The organism is Pseudoalteromonas sp. MelDa3, assembly GCF_002863625.1.
GTDB classification, from domain to species: domain Bacteria; phylum Pseudomonadota; class Gammaproteobacteria; order Enterobacterales; family Alteromonadaceae; genus Pseudoalteromonas; species Pseudoalteromonas arctica.
In genome coordinates, this window is record NZ_PJBR01000072.1 from 1 (window position 1) to 25,542 (window position 25,542).

Sequence of the window (25,542 nt, forward strand, 5' to 3'; positions counted from 1 at the left end):
TGCTAAAAATAATAATTAAACACACAGTAAGTGTGTGTAGGAGTCTCTACTTTGAAGCTATTGGATGACAAACCAATCAAGCCCGCCTCGTTTTTTGATGCATTAATTCCTATCTCTGTATTAATTTGTTTACTTGGTGCTGCAGTTTACTTATTTGGTGATAACTCTTCATCAGGCCCTAACCAAATTGCACTTTTATTTGCTACTTTTGCAGCGGCTTTAATTGGGCTTAAAAACGGTTATACATGGAAAAAATTAGAACAAGCCATGATTGAAGGTATAACGCTTTCACTTGGCGCTATCCTAATTTTACTTATGGTAGGTGCGTTAATTGGCACTTGGCTACTTTCTGGAACTGTACCAACTTTAATTTATTATGGCTTGCAAGTTATAAACCCAAGTTGGTTTTATGCAGCGAGTTGTTTAATTTGTGGCATTGTAGCTATGAGTATAGGTAGTTCTTGGACTACTGCCGCTACGATAGGTGTTGCTTTATTAGGCGTTGCAACGGGTCTTGGACTTGAACAAACAGTTACAGCAGGCGCTGTTATATCTGGCGCGTACTTTGGTGATAAGTTAAGCCCACTGTCTGAAACAACCAATTTAGCGCCAGCAGTTGTAGGCGCTGATTTATTTGAGCATATTCAACATATGCTGTGGACGACAGTACCAAGTTTTGTAATTGCACTGATTATATTTATATTCATGGGCTTTAACGCAACTGCTTCAAGCGAAGCGGGGCGCATTGATGAAATAACGGCTATTTTACAGCAAAACTTTAATATTGGTTTTGAAATGCTAATCCCGCTAATTGTACTTTTAGTTTTAGCGATTAAAAAAATGCCAGCCTTTCCTGCTATCTCTATCGGTGCTGTTGTGGGCGCTGTTTGGGCCATGTTGTTTCAATCTGATTTAATTGCTAGCCAAATTGATGTTTCTCAAGGGCAGCTAGTTGGCTATTTTAAGCTTGTTTGGACGACGTTTTTTGATGGTTTTAGCATAAGTACAGGCGATGACAAAATGGACTCCCTACTCAGTGGTGGCGGTATGTCCGGAATGCTTACAACCACATGGCTTATTATGACTGCACTGATGTTTGGTGCCATTATGGAAAAAACAGGCCTTTTGGATATTTTTGTTAAAAGCATACTTAAAATAGCTAAAAGTACGGGATCGTTAATTGCGGCAACAATAGCAACGTGTATTGGTACTAACGTGATAGCGGCCGATCAATATATTGCAATTGTTGTACCTGGTCGTATGTTTAAAGATGAATATGAAAAACGTGGTTTGAAGCCTGTTAACTTATCTCGTACATTGGAAGATGGCGGTACAATTACCAGCCCACTAATTCCATGGAACACGTGTGGCGCATATATGCAAAGCGTTTTACTAATAAATCCTTTTGATTATGCACTCTACGCTTTCTTTAACTTAATTAACCCTGTTTTAGCGGTGGTTTATGCCTACTTGGGCATTAAAATTTTACGTATTAAGCCAAATCAATCCGCCTAATTTTAAACAGCTCCTTTTAACTTAAAAGGAGCTGTTTTGGAGTATCTATGACTGAATCAAGTAAACCTCAAGCACAATATCTTAAAGACTATAAAGCTCCTGATTTTTTAATTGACCACACAGAGCTAACCTTTGACTTACAGCCATTATCAACCAAAGTAAGCTCTTTGCTAACGCTTACGCGTGTTGGTGATAAAAAAGCACCTTTAGTGCTTGATGGTATTGATTTACGCTTACTGTCTTTATCTATTGATACGGTTGATATAACTGATTATGAAATTATTGGCGAGCAGCTAATAATTAATAACCTACCGGATAGTTGCCAATTAAGTATTGTGACCGAGATATCGCCTGAGACGAATACTTCTTTAGAGGGTTTGTATTTATCTGGCGGTGCGTATTGTACACAGTGTGAAGCGCAGGGTTTTAGAAAGATCACCTATTACATGGATCGCCCTGATGTACTTGCCACGTTTGATGTAACTATTATTGCCGATAAAAAGTATCTACAACTTCTTTCTAATGGTAATCAAGTAGACAGTGGTGAAACACAAGATGGTCGTCATTTTGTGAAATGGCAAGACCCATTTAAAAAGCCGAGCTATTTATTTGCACTTGTAGCGGGCGATTTTGATGTTTTAAAAGATACGTACACGACTAAAAGCGGCAGAGATGTAGAATTAGCATTGTTTGTTGATAAAGGTAATTTATCTAAAACACCCCATGCTATTGCCTCACTCAAAAAGGCAATGCAGTGGGATGAAGAACGCTTTAATTTAGAGTATGACCTTGATATTTATATGATTGTAGCCGTCGATTTTTTCAACATGGGCGCGATGGAAAATAAAGGGCTAAACGTTTTTAATAGTAAATGCGTATTAGCTAATCAAGAAACAGCCACAGATAAAGACTACCATACGATTGAATCCATTGTAGGGCATGAGTACTTTCATAACTGGACAGGTAACCGAGTTACTTGTAGAGATTGGTTTCAGTTATCGCTAAAAGAAGGGTTAACTGTATTTAGAGACCAAGAGTTCAGTAGTGATTTAGGCTCTCGTGCACTTAACCGAATTGATGCGGTCAAAGTTATGCGTACGCATCAGTTTAGCGAAGATGCAGGCCCTATGGCTCACCCAATTCGCCCTGAGAAAGTTATTGAAATGAATAACTTTTATACAGTAACTGTATACGATAAAGGTGCTGAAGTTATCCGTATGATGCACACATTACTGGGTGAAACTAACTTTCAAAAAGGGATGACGCTTTACTTTGAGCGCCACGATGGGCAAGCAGTTACATGTGATGACTTTGTAAGTGCGATGAGCGATGCATCAGGTGTTGATTTAGAGCAATTTAAACAATGGTACAGCCAATCAGGTACACCGCGTTTAAATGCAATTCAAGAATTTGATAGCAGCTCAAATACATACACTTTGACAATCGAGCAAACAGCGCCAGCTAATCAGCCAGAGAATAAAAAGCTTCATATACCTTTTGCTATTGAACTACTTGATGCCAATGGACAAAGTATTGCTCTGCAATATAAAGGTAAAAAGCTAGATCATGTACTCGATGTAACTAATGCGACTCAAACATTTAGCTTTGATAATATTTTAGAAAAGCCTGTTGCGGTTTTACTCGAAGACTTTTCTGCTCCTTGTATTTTAAACCAGCAAACAACAGAGCCAGAACTATTGCATATTATGCGTTTTGCGCGCAGTGATTTTTCACGTTGGGATGCACAACAGCAGCTATTCATTAAGGCGATTAAATCTCAAATCACCGATGCAACGAATAGCGTATTAAGCAGCGAAATTATAAATGCGCTACGTGTACTTATAAACACCAAAGAGGGCGATTTAGCTTTAATTGCAGAGCTGTTTAAATTGCCGAGTTTTGACACGTTAGCTGCTGAATTTGATGTAATACCTGTAGATGACATTATTGAAATAACAGAAAAGTTTGAGCAACAAATTGCTGATGAACTTGCTGATGAGCTGCTTAGTTGTTACGAATCTCTTGAAGATGATGGCAGTATAAGTGCAAGCGCTGTTGCGAATCGTGCTTTAAAGCAAATATGTCTGCACTACCTTGCTAAAACACAAAGTCCAGAAGCTGTAACCTTTATTAAAGAAGCTGCAAGCTCGACTAATATGACTAATGTACTTGGTGCCCTAAGCGCTGTGGTAAAAGCTTCACACCCTGTTAGAAATGAGCTTTTGAGTCATTTTGATAGTCAGTGGCGTCATGATGTTTTAGTCATGGATAAGTGGTTTGCACTGCAAGCTATGCAATCAGGCAGTACTGCTATAGATGATATTAAGGCACTTTACGAACACCCGTGTTTTGATTTTTCAAATCCTAACCGTGTACGTGCACTTGTAGGAAGTTTTAGCCACTTTAATACAGCACAATTTCATCGAGCAGATGCTCAAGGCTATGCGTTATTAGGTGATTTATTAATAAAACTTAATGCAATTAATCCACAAAATGCATCTCGTATGCTAACACCGTTTATGTCGTGGAAGCGTTACGATGATGTTCGCTCACAAGCAATGAAACTGCAATTAAAACGCTTAGCCAATCTAGATGGGCTAAGCACTGACTTGTATGAAAAGGTTGAGAAAGCACTCGCATAAATGATTGAGTATTATTTTACCCTAAGATTGAGCTATAACGAGTGCATGGATTACTACCATGGCCGTTTTAGCTCTTTACAAGTTGTAGAGGATGGCGGTAAAACGATTCGTTTTGCTGCTACGCATTTGAGGCCCTTCATTTCAAGCTTAGGTGTACGTGGCCGTTTTAGACTCTTATTAACCCCCGAAAACAAGTTCATCCGCCTAGAGCGAGTGGCCTGACACTCGATTTTTATGTTATATATACATAAAAATATTGTATTTTTGTTAATTTCAATTTGTCCTATTGTTAAATTACGTGTATAAATTATCTGGTACGACGTCTTACTAATACGTAAGCGTCAACCAGAATAAAAAGTATATAACAGATTAGAGCGAGTATTTGTAATTTCACTGATTCGCTTCTATCGTTATGATTACACTAAAAACAATAACTTGATCACACAAAATGACCCGCGACAGGGGGGAACCAAAATGATAAGAAGATCGCTTTTTGTTAAAAATAGAATCGCTATAGGTTTAGCAGCCGCTAGTTTAGGTTTATCTGCAGCAAGTACACAAGCTGTAACATTTGAAGCTGGAGGTTTTGATATTACCTTCGATTCAACCTTTTCATATGGGCAAAGTGTTCGCGTAGAAGACAGAGACTTTAACCTAATTGGTAAAAGTAATAATCCAGCATTTGATTGGACAGGATACAACCCAGCGCTAAACAACACTATTTACTCATCTCAAGATGTATGGGCTCAACCTGGGTCTTATTCAAATAACGGTGATGCGGGTAATTTAAATTTTGATAGTGGTGACTCCTTCTCAAAACTATTGAAGGGCACACACGACCTTTCAATAAATAAAGATAACTACGGTTTGTTCACTCGCTTCATGTATTTTTATGACTTTGCGTTGATGGATGGCAATCATGCATATTCAAATCCTACATCAGGGCAGGGTGTTGATCCATGTGACGATAAAGACACGAAAGCACAAAGTTGTGCCGACATACGTTTATTAGACGCGTTTGTATGGGCCGATTTTGATTTTAATGATGGTAATAACCCTTTATCTGTCCGTTTAGGCCAGCAAGTAGTTAACTGGGGTGAAAGTACGCTTATATCTCATGGTATTAACGTAAACCCAGTTGATATAGATCGATTAAAAGCACCTGGCGCTGAGCTAAAAGAAGCATTTATACCAATCGGTATGCTTTGGGCATCGCTCGGAATTACTGAGAATATTACGCTTGAAGGTTTCTACCAATATCAATGGCAAGAAACACGTTTACCAGCAGCAGGTACATACTTTTCTACTAATGACTTTGCAGCAGAAAATGGTTATCAGCAGAATGTTCAATTAGGCTTTACGTCTAATCCTGATATTGATGTTGCTTTTTTAACGGATAGTTTAAATAACCTAACATCTGATTTTGCATTAGCAGCAGCTGCTCGAGGTATTGATCCTTCAAGTGCTGAAGGAAGCGCTTTATTAGCTCAAATGTATCTTGCTTACCCAACTAAGGTTGCGTTAAAAGGTAAAGGAGATAATGGTAAAAATGAACCTGAAGATGGCGGACAGTACGGTTTACGTTTAGGTATATTTTTACCTGAATTTAATGATACTGAAATTGCGTTATACCACGTGAATTACCATAGTCGTCGTCCACTTATATCTGGTCGTGTATCAAACTTTTCACAGGCAGCAATTGCTCAAGATTTAGCAATGATCATGACAACAGAAATCACGTCAGATAATGTTGCTGATTTAGCCGCTTTCTCAAAAGCTGAAAATGACTATCCTGAAGATATTAAACTATATGGTTTAAGTTTTAACACGACTATTGGTGAAACAGCCTTTGCAGGTGAATTTGCGTTTCGCCAAGATGAACCACTGCAAATTGATGATGTAGAGTTACTTTATACAGCTATGCCTGAGCAGTTAGCTCTTGCAGGTCTTCGTCCTGATTTTGCAGGTATTTCGCAAATGAGTTTTGGCGATGATATTAGTTCTGTTGGTGCGGGTGAAGTTGCTCAAGGCTATATTGAACGTGATACATCGCAAATTCAATTTACGGCTACTCACTTATTTGGTCCTTCATTAGGTGCTGATAGTTGGGCTGTTGTTGGTGAAGTGGGTGCTGTGAAAATTCATAACATGCCAGACTATGACGAAACGCGTTTAAATGTATCCGGTACTGGCCGTAGTGGCACAATTACAGGCCCAGGTACTACTGATTATTCAACATTGCAACTTGGTTTATCAAACGGCGCTGAAGAAAAATCATTTGCTACTGCGTCTTCTTGGGGTTACCGCTTAATTGCTAAAGGTGATTATTTTAACTTTTACAAAGGTATTAACTTCTCTCCACGTTTTGTATTTTCACATGACGTAAATGGTAATACACCAGATCCTATGTTCTTATTTATTGAAGACCGTAAATCTTTAGGTGCAACCATGAACTTTAACTACCAAAATGCGTGGTCACTTGATGTGAGCTATAACTCGTTTTGGGGCGGCGGCGATATAAATACTTTCTCAGATCGCGATTACGTTTCTTTTAACTTAAAATATTCTATTTAGGGGTAACATTATTATGATTAAAAAACCTACCCTCATCGCTACAGCTTTTTGTAGCTTGTTTGCAAGCAGCGCAGCTTTAGCTAAATTAAACGCTGATGAAGTTGCCCAATTAGGTCAAAACTTAACGCCAATGGGCGCAGAAAAAGCAGCTAATGCTGATGGCTCTATTCCAGCATGGAATAATGGCATTACTTCTGCCCCAGCAGGTTATGAAGCTGGTATGCATCACCTTGACCCATTTACAGCTGATAAAGTGCTTTTCACTATTGATAAAAGTAATATTGAAAAGTACAAAGCCAATTTAAGTCCGGGTCAAATTGCCTTATTTGAAGCATACCCAGATACATTTAAAATGCCAGTGTATGAAACACGCCGTTCTGCGTCTTACCCTCAGTTTGTTTATGACGCGACTAAAAAGTTTGCACCGACTGCTGAGTTAATTGAAGGCGGTAACGGTATTAAAAATACGGCGATTGGTATTCCTTTCCCTATTCCTAAAACGGGTTTAGAGGCAATTTGGAATCACTTATTGCGTTACCGTGGCCAGTCTATTGAGCGTTTTGGTGGTCAAGCTGCACCAACTGCATCTGGTTCTTATAACTATGTTGGCTTTGATGAGCAGTTATTAGTTAAATACTCAGACCCTAGTGCAACACCAACAGAGCTACAAGACTCAAATATTTTGTTTAAGTTTAAACAAAGCGTTACAGAACCAGCTCGTTTAGCGGGTACTGCATTATTAGTTCATGAAACAATGGATCAAATATTAACGCCGCGCCAAGCTTGGACTTATAACTCGGGACAACGTCGTGTTCGTCGTGCACCTAATGTTGCATATGATGCACCAGGCACAGCTGCAGATAGCCTGCGTACTACCGATGATTTTGATATGTTTAATGGCTCGCCAAATCGTTACAACTGGACACTAAAAGGTAAGCAAGAGTTATATATACCTTATAACAGCTATAAACTTCATAGTGATAAGCTAGAGTACGATGATATTTTAATGGCTGGCCATATTAATCCGGAGCATACACGTTACGAAAAACACCGTGTTTGGGTTGTTGAAGCTAACTTAAAAGATGATACACGTCATATCTATAAAAAACGTGTGTTTTACATCGATGAAGATAGCTGGCAAGTACAGGTTACTGATATTTATGATAACCGCGACCAACTTTACCGTGTAGCAATGGCTTATGGCCTTAACTACTACGAAGTACCTACACAGTGGAGTACGCTTGAGGTTTATCATGATTTGAATTCTCGTCGTTATTTAGCAATTGGTTTAGATAACCAAGAAAAAATGTACGATTTTTCACAGTCATTTAACGATAACGAATTTACTTCAAGCGCTTTACGTCGCGCAGGTAGATAGTATTAAACTAGGCACTTAACAATTTGTTAAGTGCCTTTTCCTTTCTCATCGCGTTTGTCTTACAGCGCGCAACGCTTTCCCCAGTAAAAAGACAAACAACTCTCTCGTACAAGGCGATTAAAATTTATGAAGTATTTGATATATGCCAGCCTGATAATAAGCGGTGCGAGTGTTGCACAAGAAGCCCCTAACAATGCGATCAGTGCAACAAATGCAGCTAAAACCTTACTCACCGACATAACCAACACGGGCAATGGTCTAATTGCAGTAGGTAAACACGGTACTGTTATTAAAAGTATCTCGGGTGATAAATGGCAACAAGCTGAGCTAGTCCCAACTCAAGTGCTATTAACTGCCGTTGATTTTAGTAATGAAAATAATGGATGGGCGTGTGGCCACGATGCAACAATAATAAATACTACTGACGGTGGTGTTAATTGGCAACTACAACAAGCACAACCAAAATTAGACAAACCATGTTTAGATATTCTATTTGAAGATGATTTAAAAGGTTTTGCAGTGGGCGCATATGGTATGTTTTATCAAACCACCGATGGTGGTAAACATTGGCAAAAACGCTTTTTAGATTCGCTATTATTTAGTGATGATCGTGATTACTTGAACGATTTAAAAGAAAATGATCCCGAAGGATACGAAGCCGAAACTGCTTCAATTTTACCGCACTTTAATCGAATCGAAAAAACAGATAATGGTTTAATGCTGGTTGGTGAGATGGGCTTGATGGCCAGAAGCATTGATGATGGTCAAACTTGGCAAAGGATAGAAGAAATTTATCCTGGTTCATTCTTTGCTGTTGCATCAGATAGCACACAAGAAATTGTGGCAGGGCTTCGAGGTAATGTTTTTGCAAAGCAAAATGGTGAACAGCAGTGGCAGCATTTCGAAAATGTAAAAACAGCGACGATTAACAACATTATTAATTATAATAACAAACAATGGCTTATGCTTGCCAATAGTGGCGTTATTTTTCATCTTCAAGATGGGTTACTCACCCATGAGCAGCTTGCTGACGGTAAAGCGATTCTTGATGGTGTAATTTTAGATAACAGGCTGATTATGGCTACAGAAGATGGCATTAAAGTGAAGGAGTTAACCCCTTAATGCATAAACTACTCGATTTTATTGAAAAGGCGATTTTTAGACATCGCTTAATTATGCTTATAAGTTTTGCACTTATAACTTGTTTACTTGTATTCAAAGCGACTCAAATTCAATTAGATGCATCGTTTAATAAAAATATCCCGTTAAACCACGATTATATGAAAGTGTATACCAAGCATGAAAAGCAGTTTGGTGGTGCAAACAGTATTTTGATTTCAGTGTGTGATGATAGTGGTGATATATTTAATCCAGAGTTCTTTACCCAATTAAAAGCGGTTCACGATCAGCTTTATTTCATTCCTGGCGTAAATCGTCCATTAGTTAACTCAATATTTTCACCCAGTGCTCGTTTTGTTGAAGTAGTGGAGGATGGCTTTGCCGGTGGCCCAATTATTCCTGCTAACTTTAAAGCAGATAAGCGTGGTTTAGGTGTAGTAAAGGAAAACATTGAAAAAGCAAAAGTTGTAGGACGTATGATTGCCAGCGATTATTCGTGTGCAATGGTAACTGCTCAACTTTTAGAAACTGATCCTCAAACACAACAAAAATTAGACACATTAGCTTTTGCACAAAAGCTAGAAAGTGATTTAAGAGAGCCTTTAAGTACGGACAAAGTAAGTATTCATATTATTGGCTTTGCAAAAATGGCTGGTGATATAGCGGAAGGTGCAAAAGGGGTGGTTGTATTTTTTGCCATTGCTATCGCTTTTACCTTTATTATGGTCTGGCTATTTTGTGGCAGTTTAAAGCTGACTATTTTGCCTATCGCATGTTCCATTATTGCTGTTATTTGGCAATTAGGCCTGCTTTCAAGTTTAGGTTTTGGCCTTGATCCTATGTCTATTTTGGTACCGTTTTTAGTATTTGCTATTGGTGTAAGCCATGGTGTGCAGATGATAAATGCGATTGGTAAAAAAGTAGGTGAAGGTAAAACAACACGTATTTGTTGTCAGTCAAGTTTTAGGGCTTTATTAGTGCCAGGCGGTATTGCACTGCTTTCAGACACCGTAGGCTTCTTAACATTACTTACCATCGATATTGGTATTATCCGTGAACTTGCCATTACAGCGAGTTTAGGTGTAGCAGTAATTATATTTACTAATTTAATCTTATTGCCAGTTTGGGCTTCGTACATGAACTTTGAAAACAGTGTACATATTCAATCTGGTGATGCAGCAAAACCAAACATGCTTGATAAAATCCGCGACTTACTTGTTAAAGCGACTGATCCTAAAGTAGCTAAAATGATTATTGGTTTTACCCTTGTTCTATTTGCTTTAGGTTACTGGCAAGCAGATAAAATGCGTATAGGTGACTTACATGCAGGCGCGCCATCACTGCATCAAGATGCTCGTTATAATCAAGACACGTTTTTAATATCAGACAAGTACACTATCTCGTCTGATATCTTAAAGGTAATTGTAGAAGCGTATCCTGCAGCATGTACTGAGCATGATGTGATGGAGCGTATAAGCCGTTTTCAATACAAAGTAGAGAATGTAGCAGGTGTGCAGTCTGCTGTAAGTTTGAGCTCTGTAGCTCAATCGGTTAACGCAGGATACAACGAAGGCAATTTGAAATGGCAAAGCTTGCCACGAAATTCAGCAAGTTTAGTGCAGTCAACGTCTCGAGTTGAAACTAGTACAGGTTTACTTAACGGTGATTGTTCAGTTATGCCAGTGATTATATTTTTAGATGATCATAAAGCACAAACTATAGATACTGTAATTAAGAGTGTTAAGCAATTTGCGCAAGAAGAGGGCACTGATAAATTAGCATTTAAACTAGCGTCAGGACCTGTTGGCGTAATGGCAGCGACTAATGAGTCAGTTGCAGAAGCGCAAATACCAATGATGCTTTATGTTTATGGTGCCGTTATCATCTTATGTTTAATGAGCTTTAAAAGCGTAAAAGCAACGATTGCTGTGGTATTGCCGCTTTATATCGTATCAACACTTGCACAAGCACTTATGGTGCAATTAGAAATAGGCTTAACCGTTTCTACTTTGCCAGTTATTGCTCTAGGAGTAGGTATTGGGGTCGATTACGGTATTTATATACTGTCGTCGATGATGGGGCAGCTTAAGCAAAATGTACCATTAAGTGTTGCTTATCGAAATGCGCTTGTTGAACGTGGAAGTGCGGTTCTATTTACCGGTATTACACTTGCGATTGGTGTGAGTACGTGGATATTCTCAGATCTTAAATTCCAAGTTGATATGGGTATACTGTTAACCTTCATGTTTTTAGTAAATATGTTAGGTGCAGTGTTGTTATTACCCGCTATTGGCAGCCTTCTCTGGACTGACCAGAAAAAATAATGTGAATAATTTTGCTCCTAAATGGCCTGTAAAGGCCATTTATATCTACAATTTGTGAATAGATGACCAAATAGCTGAAATGCTTAAAATGTTTTCATCGAAAAGGCTGTTTATTAGCTGTAAAAGGGTTAGAATTTAATTGACTCCACGCTAATGAATAGCTGTACAAATTCCTGCTCCTGAGCAGTAATAGATTAAGGAACATACAATGACACGAAATGAAGGCCAAGCCTCGGTTATCCTAGATAATGTCTGTAAGCTGATCCAGAAAAAAGTTCGCGCTGATAATGTGTTACTCGTTGAGAAATTCGCCAAAGCCTTGTACAGCAATATGTCTAAAGAGGATTTGGCAAACCGCAACGATAGTGACCTATATGGCGCAGCATTAAGCCTTTGGAACTCGCTAGAAAAAAATACTACCGACGACGCTGTTATCCGCGTTTTCAACCCTGAAGTGGCAAAAGATGGCTGGCAGTCATCACATACAATCGTAGAGATTATTACTAAAGACATGCCGTTTTTAGTTGATTCTGTTCGTATGGCCATGACTCGTGAAAATATCGCCTCTCACTTATTACTTCACTGCCCATTAAAAATTAAGCGCGATGAAAACGCTAAAATTTCTGGATTATCAAATTTAAAAGCAGAGCAAGAATCCTCATCTACTAAAACAGTATTTTTTATTGAAATTGACCGTCAAACAGATTCTTCTGTGATTGAGTCTTTCAAGAAAGAGTTAGAGTCGGTTCTTGTTGATGTATCAGTTGCTGTTGATGATTGGCAGCCAATTCGTAAAAAATTGATTGCAGTAACCAAAGAGTTACCTAAACGTCATCATAATAAAACTACAGAAGAAGTTTCAGAAACAACTGAGTTTTTAGATTGGTTAGCGAAAGATAACTTTACCCTAATGGGTTACCGTGAATATGAGCTAAGCCCAGTTCAAGGAGATTACCAATTAAAAGGTAAAATGGAATCAAGCCTTGGCTTGATGAAAAACTCTACTGAAGAACACACACGATTATTATCAGAATTACCAGAAGTTGCTCGCCAAGAAGCACGCAGCAGCAATCTACTGATCTTGACAAAAACAAACTCTGTTTCTCGCGTTCACCGTCCAGCCTACATTGATTACGTAGGTATTAAGCGTTTTGACGATGAAGGCAATGTAATTGGTGAAGACCGCTTTATTGGTTTGTTCTCATCAAGCTTTTACAATAACAGTGCTACTGATGTGCCTGTTTTAAAGAGTAAAATTAACCGCATTATGGAAATGTGTGATTTTGCTAAAGGTACACACGCTTACAAAGCTGTTTTAAATATTTTAGAAACCTACCCACGTGACGAGCTAGTTCAAGCGCGCGAAAGTGAGCTACTTGAAGTTGCTATGGGTGTTTTACAAGTACAAGAGCGCGATATGTGTCGCTTGTTTGTACGTAAAGATGCGTATGGTCGCTTTTTATCTTGCATGGTTTATGTTCCTCGCGAACGCTATAACACGGCTCTTCGTCGTGAAACGCAAGATATATTAGCTAATGCATTTAATTCTGACGATAAAGTCGAATTTACTACTTATTTCTCTGAGTCAACACTGGCGCGTACTCATTACACCGTTCGTGTGACCGACAACAAGATCGAATATAACGTGAAAGACATCGAAAACAATTTAGTAGAAGCTGCACGTACGTGGGAAGATAAACTTCAATCTGCACTTTTAGAGTCTGCGGGTGAAGCACGTGGTAACGATTTAAATCGTAAATACTGTAATGCATTTGCACGCTCATACAAAGATGAAGTGCTTCCAAGTGCAGCGGTTGTTGATATTGAAAAGTTAGAACTACTTAGCGATGAAAACAAGCTAGAAATGCTGTTCTACCGTCCTCAAGAAGAAGCAAACAGTAATATTGTACGATTAAGCTTATTCCATAAAGATGAGCCAATTCACTTATCTGATGTTATGCCAATGCTTGAAAACTTTGGTCTGCGCGTTGTTGGTGAAACACCATATTCAGTTAAAACTAGCGATGGTCGTATTAACTGGATCATGGACTTCTCGATGCTTATTGACAGCAAAGGGATGGCAGACTTTGATAAAATTTCAGCACGTTTTCGCGCTGCATTAACAAATGTGTGGGGCAACCGCCTTGAAAATGATGGTTTTAACCGTTTAGTGTTAATGGGTGGCCTAACTGGCCGCGAAGCCTCTATTTTACGTGCTTACGCTAAGTACATGCGTCAAATTGGTGTAACGTTCTCACAAAGTTACATTGAAAGCACATTTGCAAATTATCCAAACATTGCAGCGCAAATTGTTAATTTATTTGCTAAAAAGTTCTCAGTTAAGAGCCCAGCAAGTGCTAAAACACTTGAAAAGTTAAGTACGCAAATTTACTTAGAACTTGAAAACGTAGCAAACCTTGATGATGACCGTATTATACGTTTATACGTAGATATGATTGTTGCGACGCTACGAACTAACTATTTCCAAAAAGATGAAGCAGGTCAGTTTAAGTCTTATGTCTCGTTTAAAATACAGCCTAGCTTAATTCCTGATGTACCACTTCCACTTCCTGCGTTTGAGATTTTTGTATACTCTCCGCGCGTTGAAGGTGTGCATTTACGTTACGGTAAAGTAGCGCGTGGTGGTCTGCGTTGGTCTGACCGTCGTGAAGATTTCCGTACTGAAGTACTTGGCTTAGTTAAAGCTCAACAAGTTAAAAATACAGTAATTGTACCTGTTGGTTCTAAAGGTGGTTTTGTATGTAAACAATTACCTAGTGAGCGCGAAGCGTTTATAAAAGAAGGCCAAGAGTGTTACAAAATCTTTATCCGTGGTCTTCTAGATATTACAGATAACATAGAGCGCGGTGAAGTAGTCCCAGCTCGCGATGTTGTTCGCCACGATGAAGATGATGCTTACTTAGTGGTTGCAGCCGATAAAGGAACCGCTACTTTCTCTGATATCGCAAACGGTATAGCTAATGAATACAATTTCTGGCTAGGTGATGCATTCGCATCAGGTGGCTCGGTTGGTTACGATCATAAGAAAATGGGTATTACAGCTAAAGGCGCATGGGAGTCAGTTAAACGACATTTCCGTGAAATGGATATCGATTGTCAAACGACTGACTTTACAGTGGTAGCTATAGGCGATATGGCTGGTGATGTATTTGGTAATGGTATGTTGTTATCTAAGCATATTCGGTTACAAGTTGCCTTTAACCATATGCACATTTTTGTTGATCCGAACCCAGATGCTGCTACTTCTTACCCAGAGCGCGAACGTTTATTTAATATGCCGCGTTCATCGTGGGAAGATTACAATAAAGAGTTAATTTCTGCCGGTGGTGGTGTTTTCTCTCGTGCTGCTAAATCAATTACGCTCAGCCCAGAAATGAAAAAAATGTTGGGCACTAAAAAAGCAAGTATGACCCCAAATGAGTTAATGAAAGCTTCATTGATGATGGAGTTCGATTTACTGTGGAATGGCGGTATTGGTACATATATTAAAAACTCTAAAGAAACTGATGCAGATGTAGGGGATCGTGCAAACGATGCACTACGTATCAATGGTAGAGATTTAGGCGCTAAAATAATTGGTGAGGGCGGTAACTTAGGTGCAACTCAATTAGGTCGTGTTGAATTTGCAGCTAAGGGTGGTCGTGTTAATACTGACTTTATTGATAACGTAGGGGGCGTTGCCTGTTCAGATAACGAAGTTAACATTAAGATTTTACTTAATGGCTTGGTTGCTGAAGGCGACTTAACACGTAAACAACGTGATGAGCTACTTTATTCTATGACAGATGAAGTATCTGAATTAGTATTAAAAGACTGTTACCGTCAAACACATACTATTTCAATTACGCAGTCTAAAGGTACTTCAACGCTTAAAGAAAAGATTCGCTTTATTCATGCACTTGAAAAAGATGGTAAGTTAAACCGTGCTATTGAGTTCATTCCAAGTGATGAAGAATTGGCAGAACGTGCAGCCGCAGGTAAAGACTTAACTCGCCCTGAGCTTTCAGTGCTAGTGTCTTACGCAAAAATGGTATTAAAAGAGTCTTTAGTAAGTGATGAAATTACTGAAAACCCTTACTATCGCCAATTGCTTGTGAAGTCATTCCCACGTCCTCTACGTGAGAAGTTTAACGATGCGATGAACAACCATCCACTTCGTAAAGAAATTATTGCAACTAAACTTGCTAACAGCATTGTTAACGATATGGGTTTAAACTTCATGGTACGCATGCATGAAGAAACCGGTGCCAACGAAGCTGAAATTGCAATGTGTTACTCAATTGCTAGCGAAATATTTGAAATGCGTGATACATGGTCTTCTATCAGCGCACTGGATAATAAAATACCAGCAGCGGTACAAACTGAAATGCTTTACCAACTTCGTCGTACTGTTCGCCGTACTACGCGTTGGTTCTTACGTCATCGTAATAAGTCACAAACGATTGAACAAGGAATTGAATTCTTTGCGCCAACGTTTAAAGATTTAAGCGATAATTTAAATACATACATGATTGAAAAAGAAAATGACCGTATTGTAATTGAAGCTAATAAGTTAATTGATGCCGGCGTTCCTGTAGATATAGCTAAGCGTATTGTTTCGTTATCAAGCTTATTCTCTGTGATGGATTTAGCTGAGGTTGCTAATAATTCAGGTAAGAGTATTTCGATGGTATCGAATACTTACTTTAAACTAGGCGCGAGAATGGGTCTGCATTGGTTCTTAGAGCAAATAACTAAGCAACCAGTAGCAAATCATTGGCAAGCACTTGCTCGTTCATCTTACCGTGAAGAGCTTGATTGGCAGCAACGTACGTTATCTGAAGTGGTGCTAAATAGCTTTGAAGGTGACGAGAGCGATGTTGATAGTCAAATAGATGAGTGGATGGATAGCCAAGATTTATTACTTCAGCGTTGGAAACAAATGTTGGCTGAGTTTAAAACATCACAAAGCCATGACTTTGCTAAGTTCTCAGTTGCACTTCGTGAACTTATGTTATTAAGTCACAACTGTGATACATCAGGAAAATAATTTAGCTTTAATCAGTTATTTGTTTAGTAAATAAATAACTGATTGTTAAAATTGTTATACAATACCTCAGCCTTGTCTGAGGTATTTTTTTGTCTGAAATTTAAAAAGAGGATTATATTGATGTTTTATGATTTAGCTCGCCGTTTTATGTTTACCCGTGATGCGGAGTGGGCGCATGAGTTTGCACTTAATAATCTTCGTCGTTTTGCTAATACGCCTCTAAATATAGCTTGGTCACAAAGTGTTTCAGATAAACCCGTAAACTTTTTAGGTCTTGAATTTAAAAACCCAGTAGGGCTTGCCGCTGGCCTGGATAAAAATGCAGAATGTATAGATGCATTTAGCCAAATGGGATTTGGTTTTATTGAAGTTGGAACGGTTACACCGCGTCCTCAAGTTGGTAATGATAAGCCACGTATTTTTAGACTTCCAGAGTCAAACGCAATTATTAACCGTATGGGTTTTAATAATAAAGGTGTTGATAATTTAGTCGAAAATGTAAAAGCAGCAAAGTACAGTGGCATACTCGGTATCAATATTGGTAAAAATAAAGATACACCTAACGAGCAAGGTAAAGATGACTATATTCATTGTATGCGTAAAGTATTTGAGCATGCCTCATACATTACGGTAAATATTTCATCACCAAATACCCCAGGGCTTCGTGATTTACAATATGGTGCTGCACTTGATGATTTATTGCAAAGTCTTAAAAATGAACAGTTAGATTTAATTGCAAAGCATAATAAGCAAGTTCCTATGCTTGTAAAAATTGCACCGGATCTCGATCAAATACAAATAGAGCAAGTAAGTGAGTCACTTTTAAATAATAAAATTGATGGTGTAATTGCCACAAACACAACGCTTGAGCGAGCCGCAGTCATGGGGCAGCAATATGCACAAGAGGCGGGCGGTTTATCAGGTCACCCTGTTAGAATGCGCTCTACAGAGGTAGTAAGTGAGCTAAAACGCTTAACACAAGGTAAGCTACCAATCATCGGAGTCGGCGGTATTGATGATGCTACATCTGCAAAAGAAAAGTTAGATGCAGGCGCAAATTTAGTTCAGGTTTATACTGGGTTCATCTACAAAGGTCCACAATTGGTAAAGTCGATCGTTAACGGCTTATAAGGATCAGTTATCTAAGCTTTTGATCGTTAGCTAAATGTTCTAAGCAAACATTTTAAAAGTGGTCAAAAGCGGTTATACTCTGAGCAATAATTATTCAACATACCCAAGGAGGAGTAAATGTTACAAGCATCAAAGCAATGGCAGTGGATTACTTGTCCTGATAAAAATCGTTTGTTACTTGATTTAAATGACGACATGCAATTATGCACGCCTTATAAATTAAGACAGCTCACCGATTCTGTTTTTAAAAATCCACGTTTTAGTCTCGAAGATGCTGCATTTTACGAACAGGTTTATAATTATCTGGATGGATTTGAATTGTGGTCTGCGGCTCAAATTTGTCAAATATCATTAAATGCAACTGCTGTTAAGTATCACTTAAAACCCGTTTTAGCAAAAAGTTGGTTTTTTGAAGAATACACCGGGACAGAGCCAAGCGTAGAGGCAATAGTAAAATTAACATCTAAAGCGCAGTCAGGTGATTTTTTAATTGTAGAGCATTGTCCTGATGCATCTATTTGTTTGAATTTAAGTGAAACCTTTAAATTAGACGAAAACTTATCTTTAGCGCAATTTGAAGTAATCCGTATTTTGAATAATCGAGTCCACCCCATCCTAAATCAGCAATATCAAAGTCAAACCGCCTAACCAAATTTAAGTCTTAAGCGTGTCTTTATGGCGTGTTTGTCGCCCAACCTATGTTATAATCCTGCGCAATTAGCTATTAAGGGTTATTACTTTGCAATTTATCGCACTTACTTCTATCGGAATCGAAAATTTATTGGTTGATGAACTAACAGAACTTGGCGCAACCGTGTCTAAGCAAACTGTTGGTTCTGTTCGTTTTGAGGCTGACTCATTACTTGCGCAAAAGGTTTGTTTATCAACTCGTTTTGCAACGCGTGTGCTTATGCTTATTGAAGAAAAAGAAGGCGTAGATGACAAAAATAGCCTGTATAATTTTGCGCGCTCGCAACCTTGGCAAGAATGGTTTGGACCTACGCAAACATTCGCTGTCGACTTCAACGGTACCAATGACTCATTAAAAAACACGCAATTTTCGGGTCTTGTAATCAAAGATGCGATTGTTGACTATTTTAATGATTTATACGAGCAACGTCCTAACGTTGATAAGCAAGATGCTAACGTGCGCGTAGTTGCACGATTAAATCGTTACGGCGTATCGATGTATATTGACTATTCAGGTCCTCGTTTGTCAGAACGTGGTTACCGCCAAGGCCAAGGTAAAGCGCCAATTAAAGAGCACTTAGCTGCTGCATTAATTAAGCGAAGTGGCTGGCTTGAAAATGTAAAACAGCCTTTATTCGATCCATGTTGTGGTGCGGGTACTATTTTGATAGAAGCTGCCGGTATGGCGCGAAACGAAGCGCCAGGATTATTCCGTGAAGGTTTTGCTTTTGAGCGTTTACCCAGTTTTAGAGCCGCTAAGTTTAAAGAGCTTAAAGAAGAGTTACTCGCTAATATTACTGATCCTAAATTGTGGTTAATTGGCCACGATTACGATGAGCAAGTATTAAGTAAAGCAATTGATAATGCTAAACGAGCCGAGCTTGACGACGTGATTAAGTTTAAGCAAAGTGATGCAACTAAACTTACAGCTGTTGCAAAATTACCGGGTGTTGTAATTTCAAACTTACCTTATGGTGAGCGTATTGGCTCTATGGCTGAGCTTGTTGATTTACACCGTAATTTAGGCGTTGGCTTTAAAAAGCACTTCAATCACTGGAAACTTGCCTTATTGGGTATGGACGAGAGCTTATTTAAACTTTTAAAACTTGTGCGCCTCAAGCGTTATAAATTTAAAAATGGCCCGCTTGATGTAGAACTTAACTTATATCAATTAGATGATAAGCAAGTAAGTTTGACCACAGATGACAAAAAAGCACTCAATTTTGAAGGCTCAACGTCATTCGCAAATAGATTGAAAAAAAATAAGCAAGGCTTAAAAAACTGGCTTAAACAAAATAAAATAGATGCTTATCGCGTCTATGAAGCAGATATCCCTGAATACAATGTTGCTGTAGATATTTATGGTGACTCTGCTGTAATTTTTGAATATGCAGCGCCTAAAGAAATTGATGAAAAAACATCAGAAAAACGCCTGCAAGACGTAATAAGTTTAACGGCTCAACAGCTTGAGATTTCACCTGAAAACATTGCTGTAAAAGTACGTAAAAAGCAGAAGGGCGAAGATCAATACACCGCTATGTCTAAACAAAACCGTACTATGGTTGTTGAAGAGTTTGGTGCTAAGTTCAAAGTTAATTTATTTGACTACTTAGACACAGGCTTGTTTTTAGACCATCGCTTAATGCGCCGTTATATTCAAGAAAATGCTAAAGATAAACGTTTCTTAAACCTTTTTGCATACACAGGTACAGCTTCTGTACATGCTGCTCTTGGTGGTGCCAAAGCCATTACTACAGTCGATTTATCAAAGACCTACTTAAAATGGGGCCAAGATAACTTTGATTTAAATGGTATTAGTAATACACGATACCGTTTTGAACAAGCAGATTGTTTAAAATGGTTAGAGCACGCAACAGCGCAATATGATTTGATATTTTTAGATCCTCCAACGTTTTCAAACTCAAAACGTATGAAAGACGCGTTTGATGTACAGAGCGATCACATTAAATTATTAACGTGGGTTAAAAAGATTTTAAGCCCATCAGGTACCTTAATTTTCTCTAATAACAAACGTGGCTTTGTGATAGATGAAGTTGGTCTGATTGGTTTAGGTTTAAAAGCCATTAATATTTCAGATAAAACGTTATCACCAGACTTTAAACGTAATAAAAAAATCCATAATAGCTGGTTAATCACACATGGCTAAATGGGTTTTATACCACACTGATGGTTGCCACTTGTGCGAGCAAGCTGAGCAACTTATCACTGAGGTACTTAGTAATACGAGTGAGTTATTACTAATCGATATTATGACTGATGAGCAGCTTATAGCTGAGTATCAAATTACTATTCCTGTATTAAAAAGTGAAAAAGGCGAGCAATTATTTTGGCCTTTTACTTTACACACTGTGCGCGAATTTTTAGCACAAGCAGAATAAGAGCAAATAAGAACTATGGATTTAATTAGAATTTTAAAAGCACAACTTGCTTTTGGTACGCATGCTTTGCTTAACAAAGCAGATGCCGTTATAGAAAGTGGCGAAAGAGTGTGTGTTGTTGGTCGAAATGGCGCGGGTAAGTCAACTCTATTAAAAGTGCTTGATGGCGAAGTTGTATTAGATGATGGTGAAATAAATCAGCTAGGCGGGATTAGAATTTCTCGTTTAGAACAAGATCCACCAAAAGGCGCAAATGGCACAGTATTTGATTATGTTGCGCAAGGTATGCCTGAGATTGCAAACTTACTAATTGATTTTCATCATGTAAGTAATGAGTTGCAAACAGTGTGTACTGATAAGTTATTAAACAAGCTTGAACGTTTATCAAATCAATTAGAAGCGGCTGATGGCTGGCGCTTTGATAGCCGAATTCAATTAGTGCTAACACAATTAGAATTAACGCCAGAAGCTAAACTTGAGTCTCTTTCTGGTGGTTGGTTACGTAAAGTAGCACTTGCACGTGCACTTGTTAGTGAGCCTGATTTATTATTACTTGATGAGCCAACAAACCATTTAGACATGGCAAGCGTCATGTGGCTTGAGCAATTTTTAAAAGAGTTTAAGGGCGGAATCGTATTTATATCGCATGACCGTGCGTTTATTCGCGCTGTTGCTACGCGTATTTTAGATTTAGACCGTGGTAAGCTTATTTCGTACCCTGGTGATTACGCTACGTACTTAGAGCAAAAAGCCCATGATTTAAAAGTAGAAGAAAGCCAAAATGCATTGTTCGATAAGCGTTTAGCCGAAGAAGAAACATGGATCCGCCAAGGTGTTAAAGCGCGTAGAACGCGTAACGAAGGTAGAGTTCGTGAGTTAAAGCAGCTTCGTACAGAGCGTAAGCAACGTGTTGACCAAGTTGGTAAAACTGATTTCAATATTGAAACAGCAGATCGCTCTGGTAAGTTAGTATTTGAAGCTAAGAATCTTTGTCATGCATTTAAAGACAAAGTTATTGCTGATGATTTTTCTACACTGGTAATGCGCGGTGACAGAATCGGTCTAGTAGGCCCAAATGGTATTGGTAAAACAACACTATTAAAGCTAATGTTTGGTGATTTAGAACCAGATAGCGGCATAACTAAGCAAGGTGTTAATTTAGAGTTTGCTTACTTTGACCAATATCGTGAAAAGCTTGATGAAGAAGCAACAGTTCAAGATAACGTTGCCGAAGGTAAACAAGAAGTGATGATGGGCGGCCGCTCACGTCATGTTTTAGGTTATTTACAAGACTTTTTATTCCCGCCAGCACGTGCTCGAACCCCTGTTAAAGCACTCTCTGGTGGTGAAAAAAACAGATTACTATTAGCTAAATTGTTTTTAAAACCGTCTAATATCCTTGTTCTCGATGAGCCAACAAATGACTTGGACATTGAAACGTTAGAGTTACTAGAGGACATCATTAATCAATACCAAGGTACAGTGCTGATTGTAAGCCATGACCGTGAATTTATTGATAATACATGTTCAAGTGTATGGGCGTTTGAAGGTAACGGTAAAGTTACAGATATTGTAGGTGGCTATAGCGACTATGAGGCTTACGTTAACTATTTAGCTGAACAAGAAAAAAAAACGCAGCAGCAACCAGTAAAAAAAGTTGAAAAAGTAGTCGCTCCAGTTGCTAAACCTGCAGCTAAAACAAATAAACTCTCTTACAAATTAAAACTTGAATTAGAGCAACTACCGAATAAAATGGAAAAACTAGAAGCTGAAATTGAAGCTCAACAAGCTGTAGTTAGTGACTCAGACTTTTTTAAACAAGAGAGTGATGTAACAACTAAAGCATTGAACCATTTGGCACAACTTGAGTCTGACCTTGAAGCTGCGCTTGAGCGCTGGGAAGAACTTGAAGAATTACAGAATCAGTAGTAAGGACTAAAATGAAATATAAATTACTCGCTGCCAGTATTTTAGCGACATTAAGCACTTCAGCAACAAGTGCTACGTACCAGTTAAGTGAATTAGGGACTCTTGAAGACGCTAAATATTCTTATGTAACAGATGTAAGCGAAAGCGGGCATATTATTGGTTTCGCAAATGGTTTATACAATTTACCTATTGATATCAGCTATATAGATTTTACAGAAAATGTTATTGAAAGTGCATATGATAGCGCTGAAGCAGCATATGAACTAAGTGATAAAGCAATTACTTTTACGCTTAATGATATTGAAAACAATGACGCCGTAAGTACTAATCCTGATGCTCATACTTTTATGGTTAGCTTTTTGGCAAATTCGAATTTGGGGATTCCGTCAAACTTTGAATATCAAAAGATGAGTTCTTTGGTTGGTATTAAATTTAACGAATCGGTGATTACTGAACAACCTCTTTTTGATGTGGTTTCTGTTGATTATGACGGATTAACTCGTTCAACTATTAATCTTCTTAATGCTGTAAGTGAAGATGGCGTTACAGTTGGGTGGGGTAGCGCTCCATACGATAAAGTATCTTTTACACCTGATGATGAAGATGATGCAGAAACGTGGTTCACTCATGAGTTTATAGAACGTGGGATTGTAATAAGCGCTGATGGCAGTATAAGTGTTGAGTTAGAGCCTGAGTTTAATGAATACGGTGGCACAAGCCGCGCTAACGATATAGTCAAAACAAATAGTGGTTACACTGTTGTAGGTAATATCTCTACAAGTATTCCTGATGACAAACAAGATAATATTGATGATAACTGTGATAATGAAGACGAACCAACATCAGTATGTATCAATTTATTAAATTCTAACATTACACGAGGCTTATTTAATAAGCGTGCTGTTAAATGGGAACTTGATGAATCGTTAAATATTATTTCTGTTGAAGAGCTTGGTATGGCACTTACACCTGATGAAGGTGAAACGGAAGATGACGCATTTACGAGTACTGCTTTAGCAGTGAATAACAACGGTACAATTGTAGGTTCATCAAATACGCGTTATTACAAAAATGATGATGCGATTCTTACAATGCCAGTTTATTTTAAAGATGGTGCAGTTACTGACTTTATCAATCAAGAAGATGACTGGCAGTCTGGTAAGTCAATTGCTATTAATGATAATGATGTAATTACAGGTTATGCGACTAAGCGTATTGAAGGCACACTTCGCAATAAATTCTTCTATCATGACATTGAAACAGGTAATACAGTTTTTCCAACTGATTATTTTTCAAGCTCAAGTTCTTATGGCAACGATATAAATAATAAAGGATATATTGTAGGCGAAGGGGAAGTGGGTGTTTCTGATAGCTCACGACTTAAAGAAGCGTTTATTTACAAAATTGGTGATGATAAAATCACTAATCTAAACGATTTACTGCCTTGTTATGACACGGACGGTGAAACTGATTATGCTTATACTATGGCTGAAGCTACAGCTATCAATGAAAATAATGAAATATTTGGTACTGCGACTAAGACAGTTGAAAAACTTGATTCTTTAGGCGGTGTTGTAACTGATATCAATGGTGAAATTGAATACGAAAGTATTGCAGTTGCAGTTAAATTAACGCCAATTGCAAATGGTGAAGTAGAAAACTGTGCTCCAGTAGAAGCAGAAGTGTATGAGCGTAACTCTGCTAGCTTTCCTTGGTATACATTATTGCTATTACCATTAGTTGGCTTAAGACGTATATTTCGCTTTTAAAGTTTACTAATATTGATTATAAAAAAAACCAACTTAATAAAGTTGGTTTTTTTTTTCGTCTATAATATTTTATAAGATTAGGATTACAGTGATTATTTAGTTTTAACGCTACTAATTATTTCGCGATAACCATGCCTTTTTAACAGAACGGCGCCAAATAATATCAATACCAAAATAGCCGATAATTGATGCAATAGAAGCACATACTAACGAACCTAGTAAAAATGCAGGACCAATAGTTTCAATGCTCTCTAGAAACCAAGACCAACTAGCTTCAAATACAAAGTGTTGCTCAGGCTGATTAAGTATTAATGTACCCACTAAGTATGAGCCATAAAAAATAGGGGGCATAGTTAGAGGGTTTGTAAGCCATACTAATGCTACTGAGATAGGTAAATTAACTCTAAATAATATAGCGCCGGCTGCTGCTAAAACCATTTGAAAAGGAACAGGGATGAAAGCAAAAAATAACCCGACTGCAAATGCACCTCGAGCAGAACGTCTATTTAAATGCCAAAGATTTGCATCTTGTAAAAGGCGTCCAAATATTCTTAGTGATTTATGATGTCTAATTTTATTTGGATCAGGTAAAAATCTTTGGATCGTTTTTTTAGCCATTTAAAGCAACCATTTACATCAGTGTGGATAAGTCTTGGGTTTGTAATTGGCTGTATAGCAACCGTATTTTATTATCAAACTCTCGAATTTACAGTATTCACAATTTTCATTGTTATAGTGAGCGCTTATTTTAAGCCGTTTTTAAATGTATTGTTAGGCTTTATTTGTGCAATTTGCTTCGTTGGTCTGCATTTTTACGTTTTTTATAGTTTTGAAATACCAAAACCGGATGAAAAGTATGCACTTGATTCTACATTAATTGTTGAAGAGGTTATTTCTGACAAAAAACCTCAATATATTAAAGTTAAAATAGTGGCATTAGAAGGGAGTAATTTTTCGGATTTTAGAGCACCCAAAGCAATGCTCAGTGTTAATTCTGCACAGCCTTTAATAGTAGGTGATGA

The 25,542-nt window shown here is 38.0% G+C and carries 15 protein-coding genes and 1 pseudogene; 15 read left to right on the top strand and 1 reads right to left on the bottom strand.

The features are described from left to right. Positions 1-51 precede the first annotated feature (51 nt). The 14 genes from nhaC (at position 52) to CXF89_RS13575 (ending at position 24,520) form a co-directional block, all read left to right on the top strand. Complete coding sequence (gene nhaC, locus CXF89_RS13510) at positions 52-1,515, top strand: Na+/H+ antiporter NhaC (protein WP_180961408.1); 1,464 nt, start codon at positions 52-54, stop codon at positions 1,513-1,515. 47 nt (positions 1,516-1,562) lie between these two features. Further along, on the top strand, positions 1,563-4,157 hold the full coding sequence (pepN, locus tag CXF89_RS13515) for an aminopeptidase N (protein ID WP_121954893.1): 2,595 nt from the start codon (positions 1,563-1,565) through the stop codon (positions 4,155-4,157). After that, entirely contained in the window at positions 4,158-4,379 is a 222-nt protein-coding gene (locus CXF89_RS13520; protein WP_010552655.1) for a DUF2835 family protein, read from the top strand. It abuts the gene before it with no gap. Between the two features lie 252 nt (positions 4,380-4,631). Next, positions 4,632-6,731 (top strand): DUF1302 domain-containing protein, encoded by a 2,100-nt coding sequence (locus CXF89_RS13525; protein WP_121954894.1) that lies wholly within the window; start codon positions 4,632-4,634, stop codon positions 6,729-6,731. Between the two features lie 13 nt (positions 6,732-6,744). Further along, positions 6,745-8,109 (top strand): DUF1329 domain-containing protein, encoded by a 1,365-nt coding sequence (locus CXF89_RS13530; RefSeq protein WP_121954895.1) that lies wholly within the window; start codon positions 6,745-6,747, stop codon positions 8,107-8,109. A gap of 126 nt (positions 8,110-8,235) precedes the next feature. Next, positions 8,236-9,231 carry a WD40/YVTN/BNR-like repeat-containing protein gene (locus CXF89_RS13535; RefSeq protein ID WP_121954896.1) on the top strand — a complete coding sequence of 332 codons (996 nt, stop codon included), beginning with the start codon at positions 8,236-8,238 and terminating at the stop codon, positions 9,229-9,231. Continuing rightward, on the top strand, positions 9,231-11,552 hold the full coding sequence (locus CXF89_RS13540; RefSeq protein WP_121954897.1) for an efflux RND transporter permease subunit: 2,322 nt from the start codon (positions 9,231-9,233) through the stop codon (positions 11,550-11,552). The genes CXF89_RS13535 and CXF89_RS13540 overlap by 1 nt, the downstream gene beginning before the upstream one ends. A 208-nt stretch (positions 11,553-11,760) precedes the next feature. Continuing rightward, positions 11,761-16,602, top strand: a complete 4,842-nt coding sequence (locus CXF89_RS13545; protein ID WP_121954898.1) for an NAD-glutamate dehydrogenase — start codon at positions 11,761-11,763, stop codon at positions 16,600-16,602. Positions 16,603-16,722: 120 nt separating this feature from the next. After that, complete coding sequence (gene pyrD / locus CXF89_RS13550; protein WP_010552659.1) at positions 16,723-17,733, top strand: quinone-dependent dihydroorotate dehydrogenase; 1,011 nt, start codon at positions 16,723-16,725, stop codon at positions 17,731-17,733. A gap of 117 nt (positions 17,734-17,850) precedes the next feature. Next, positions 17,851-18,381, top strand: coding sequence for a cell division protein ZapC (locus CXF89_RS13555; protein ID WP_007586900.1), 531 nt, complete (start codon positions 17,851-17,853; stop codon positions 18,379-18,381). A gap of 91 nt (positions 18,382-18,472) precedes the next feature. Further along, positions 18,473-20,590 carry a bifunctional 23S rRNA (guanine(2069)-N(7))-methyltransferase RlmK/23S rRNA (guanine(2445)-N(2))-methyltransferase RlmL gene (gene rlmKL / locus CXF89_RS13560; RefSeq protein WP_007586899.1) on the top strand — a complete coding sequence of 706 codons (2,118 nt, stop codon included), beginning with the start codon at positions 18,473-18,475 and terminating at the stop codon, positions 20,588-20,590. Then, on the top strand, positions 20,583-20,822 hold the full coding sequence (locus tag CXF89_RS13565; RefSeq protein ID WP_007586898.1) for a glutaredoxin family protein: 240 nt from the start codon (positions 20,583-20,585) through the stop codon (positions 20,820-20,822). The genes rlmKL and CXF89_RS13565 overlap by 8 nt, the downstream gene beginning before the upstream one ends. A 15-nt stretch (positions 20,823-20,837) precedes the next feature. Beyond that, entirely contained in the window at positions 20,838-22,751 is a 1,914-nt protein-coding gene (locus CXF89_RS13570; protein WP_024607750.1) for an ATP-binding cassette ATPase Uup, read from the top strand. Positions 22,752-22,762: 11 nt separating this feature from the next. After that, complete coding sequence (locus CXF89_RS13575; protein ID WP_121954899.1) at positions 22,763-24,520, top strand: DUF3466 family protein; 1,758 nt, start codon at positions 22,763-22,765, stop codon at positions 24,518-24,520. A gap of 111 nt (positions 24,521-24,631) precedes the next feature. Here the strand turns inward: CXF89_RS13575 and CXF89_RS13580 are convergent, their stop codons facing one another. Next, complete coding sequence (locus CXF89_RS13580) at positions 24,632-25,138, bottom strand: DUF2062 domain-containing protein (protein ID WP_007586895.1); 507 nt, start codon at positions 25,136-25,138, stop codon at positions 24,632-24,634. Between CXF89_RS13580 and CXF89_RS13585 the strand changes: the two are divergent. Continuing rightward, a pseudogene (locus tag CXF89_RS13585) lies at positions 25,118-25,542 on the top strand (DNA internalization-related competence protein ComEC/Rec2); the annotation flags it as partial. The gene CXF89_RS13580 and the pseudogene CXF89_RS13585 sit on opposite strands and share 21 nt — an antisense overlap.

Bases quoted from the DNA above. Each gene is read 5' to 3' on its own strand.
- pepN (WP_121954893.1), top strand. From the start codon at position 1,563: ATGACTGAATCAAGTAAACCTCAAGCACAATATCTTAAAGACTATAAA.
- CXF89_RS13520 (WP_010552655.1), top strand. From the start codon at position 4,158: ATGATTGAGTATTATTTTACCCTAAGATTGAGCTATAACGAGTGCATG.
- CXF89_RS13525 (WP_121954894.1), top strand. From the start codon at position 4,632: ATGATAAGAAGATCGCTTTTTGTTAAAAATAGAATCGCTATAGGTTTA.
- CXF89_RS13530 (WP_121954895.1), top strand. From the start codon at position 6,745: ATGATTAAAAAACCTACCCTCATCGCTACAGCTTTTTGTAGCTTGTTT.
- CXF89_RS13535 (WP_121954896.1), top strand. From the start codon at position 8,236: ATGAAGTATTTGATATATGCCAGCCTGATAATAAGCGGTGCGAGTGTT.
- CXF89_RS13540 (WP_121954897.1), top strand. From the start codon at position 9,231: ATGCATAAACTACTCGATTTTATTGAAAAGGCGATTTTTAGACATCGC.
- CXF89_RS13545 (WP_121954898.1), top strand. From the start codon at position 11,761: ATGACACGAAATGAAGGCCAAGCCTCGGTTATCCTAGATAATGTCTGT.
- pyrD (WP_010552659.1), top strand. From the start codon at position 16,723: ATGTTTTATGATTTAGCTCGCCGTTTTATGTTTACCCGTGATGCGGAG.
- CXF89_RS13555 (WP_007586900.1), top strand. From the start codon at position 17,851: ATGTTACAAGCATCAAAGCAATGGCAGTGGATTACTTGTCCTGATAAA.
- CXF89_RS13565 (WP_007586898.1), top strand. From the start codon at position 20,583: ATGGCTAAATGGGTTTTATACCACACTGATGGTTGCCACTTGTGCGAG.
- CXF89_RS13570 (WP_024607750.1), top strand. From the start codon at position 20,838: ATGGATTTAATTAGAATTTTAAAAGCACAACTTGCTTTTGGTACGCAT.
- CXF89_RS13575 (WP_121954899.1), top strand. From the start codon at position 22,763: ATGAAATATAAATTACTCGCTGCCAGTATTTTAGCGACATTAAGCACT.
- CXF89_RS13580 (WP_007586895.1), bottom strand. From the start codon at position 25,138: ATGGCTAAAAAAACGATCCAAAGATTTTTACCTGATCCAAATAAAATT.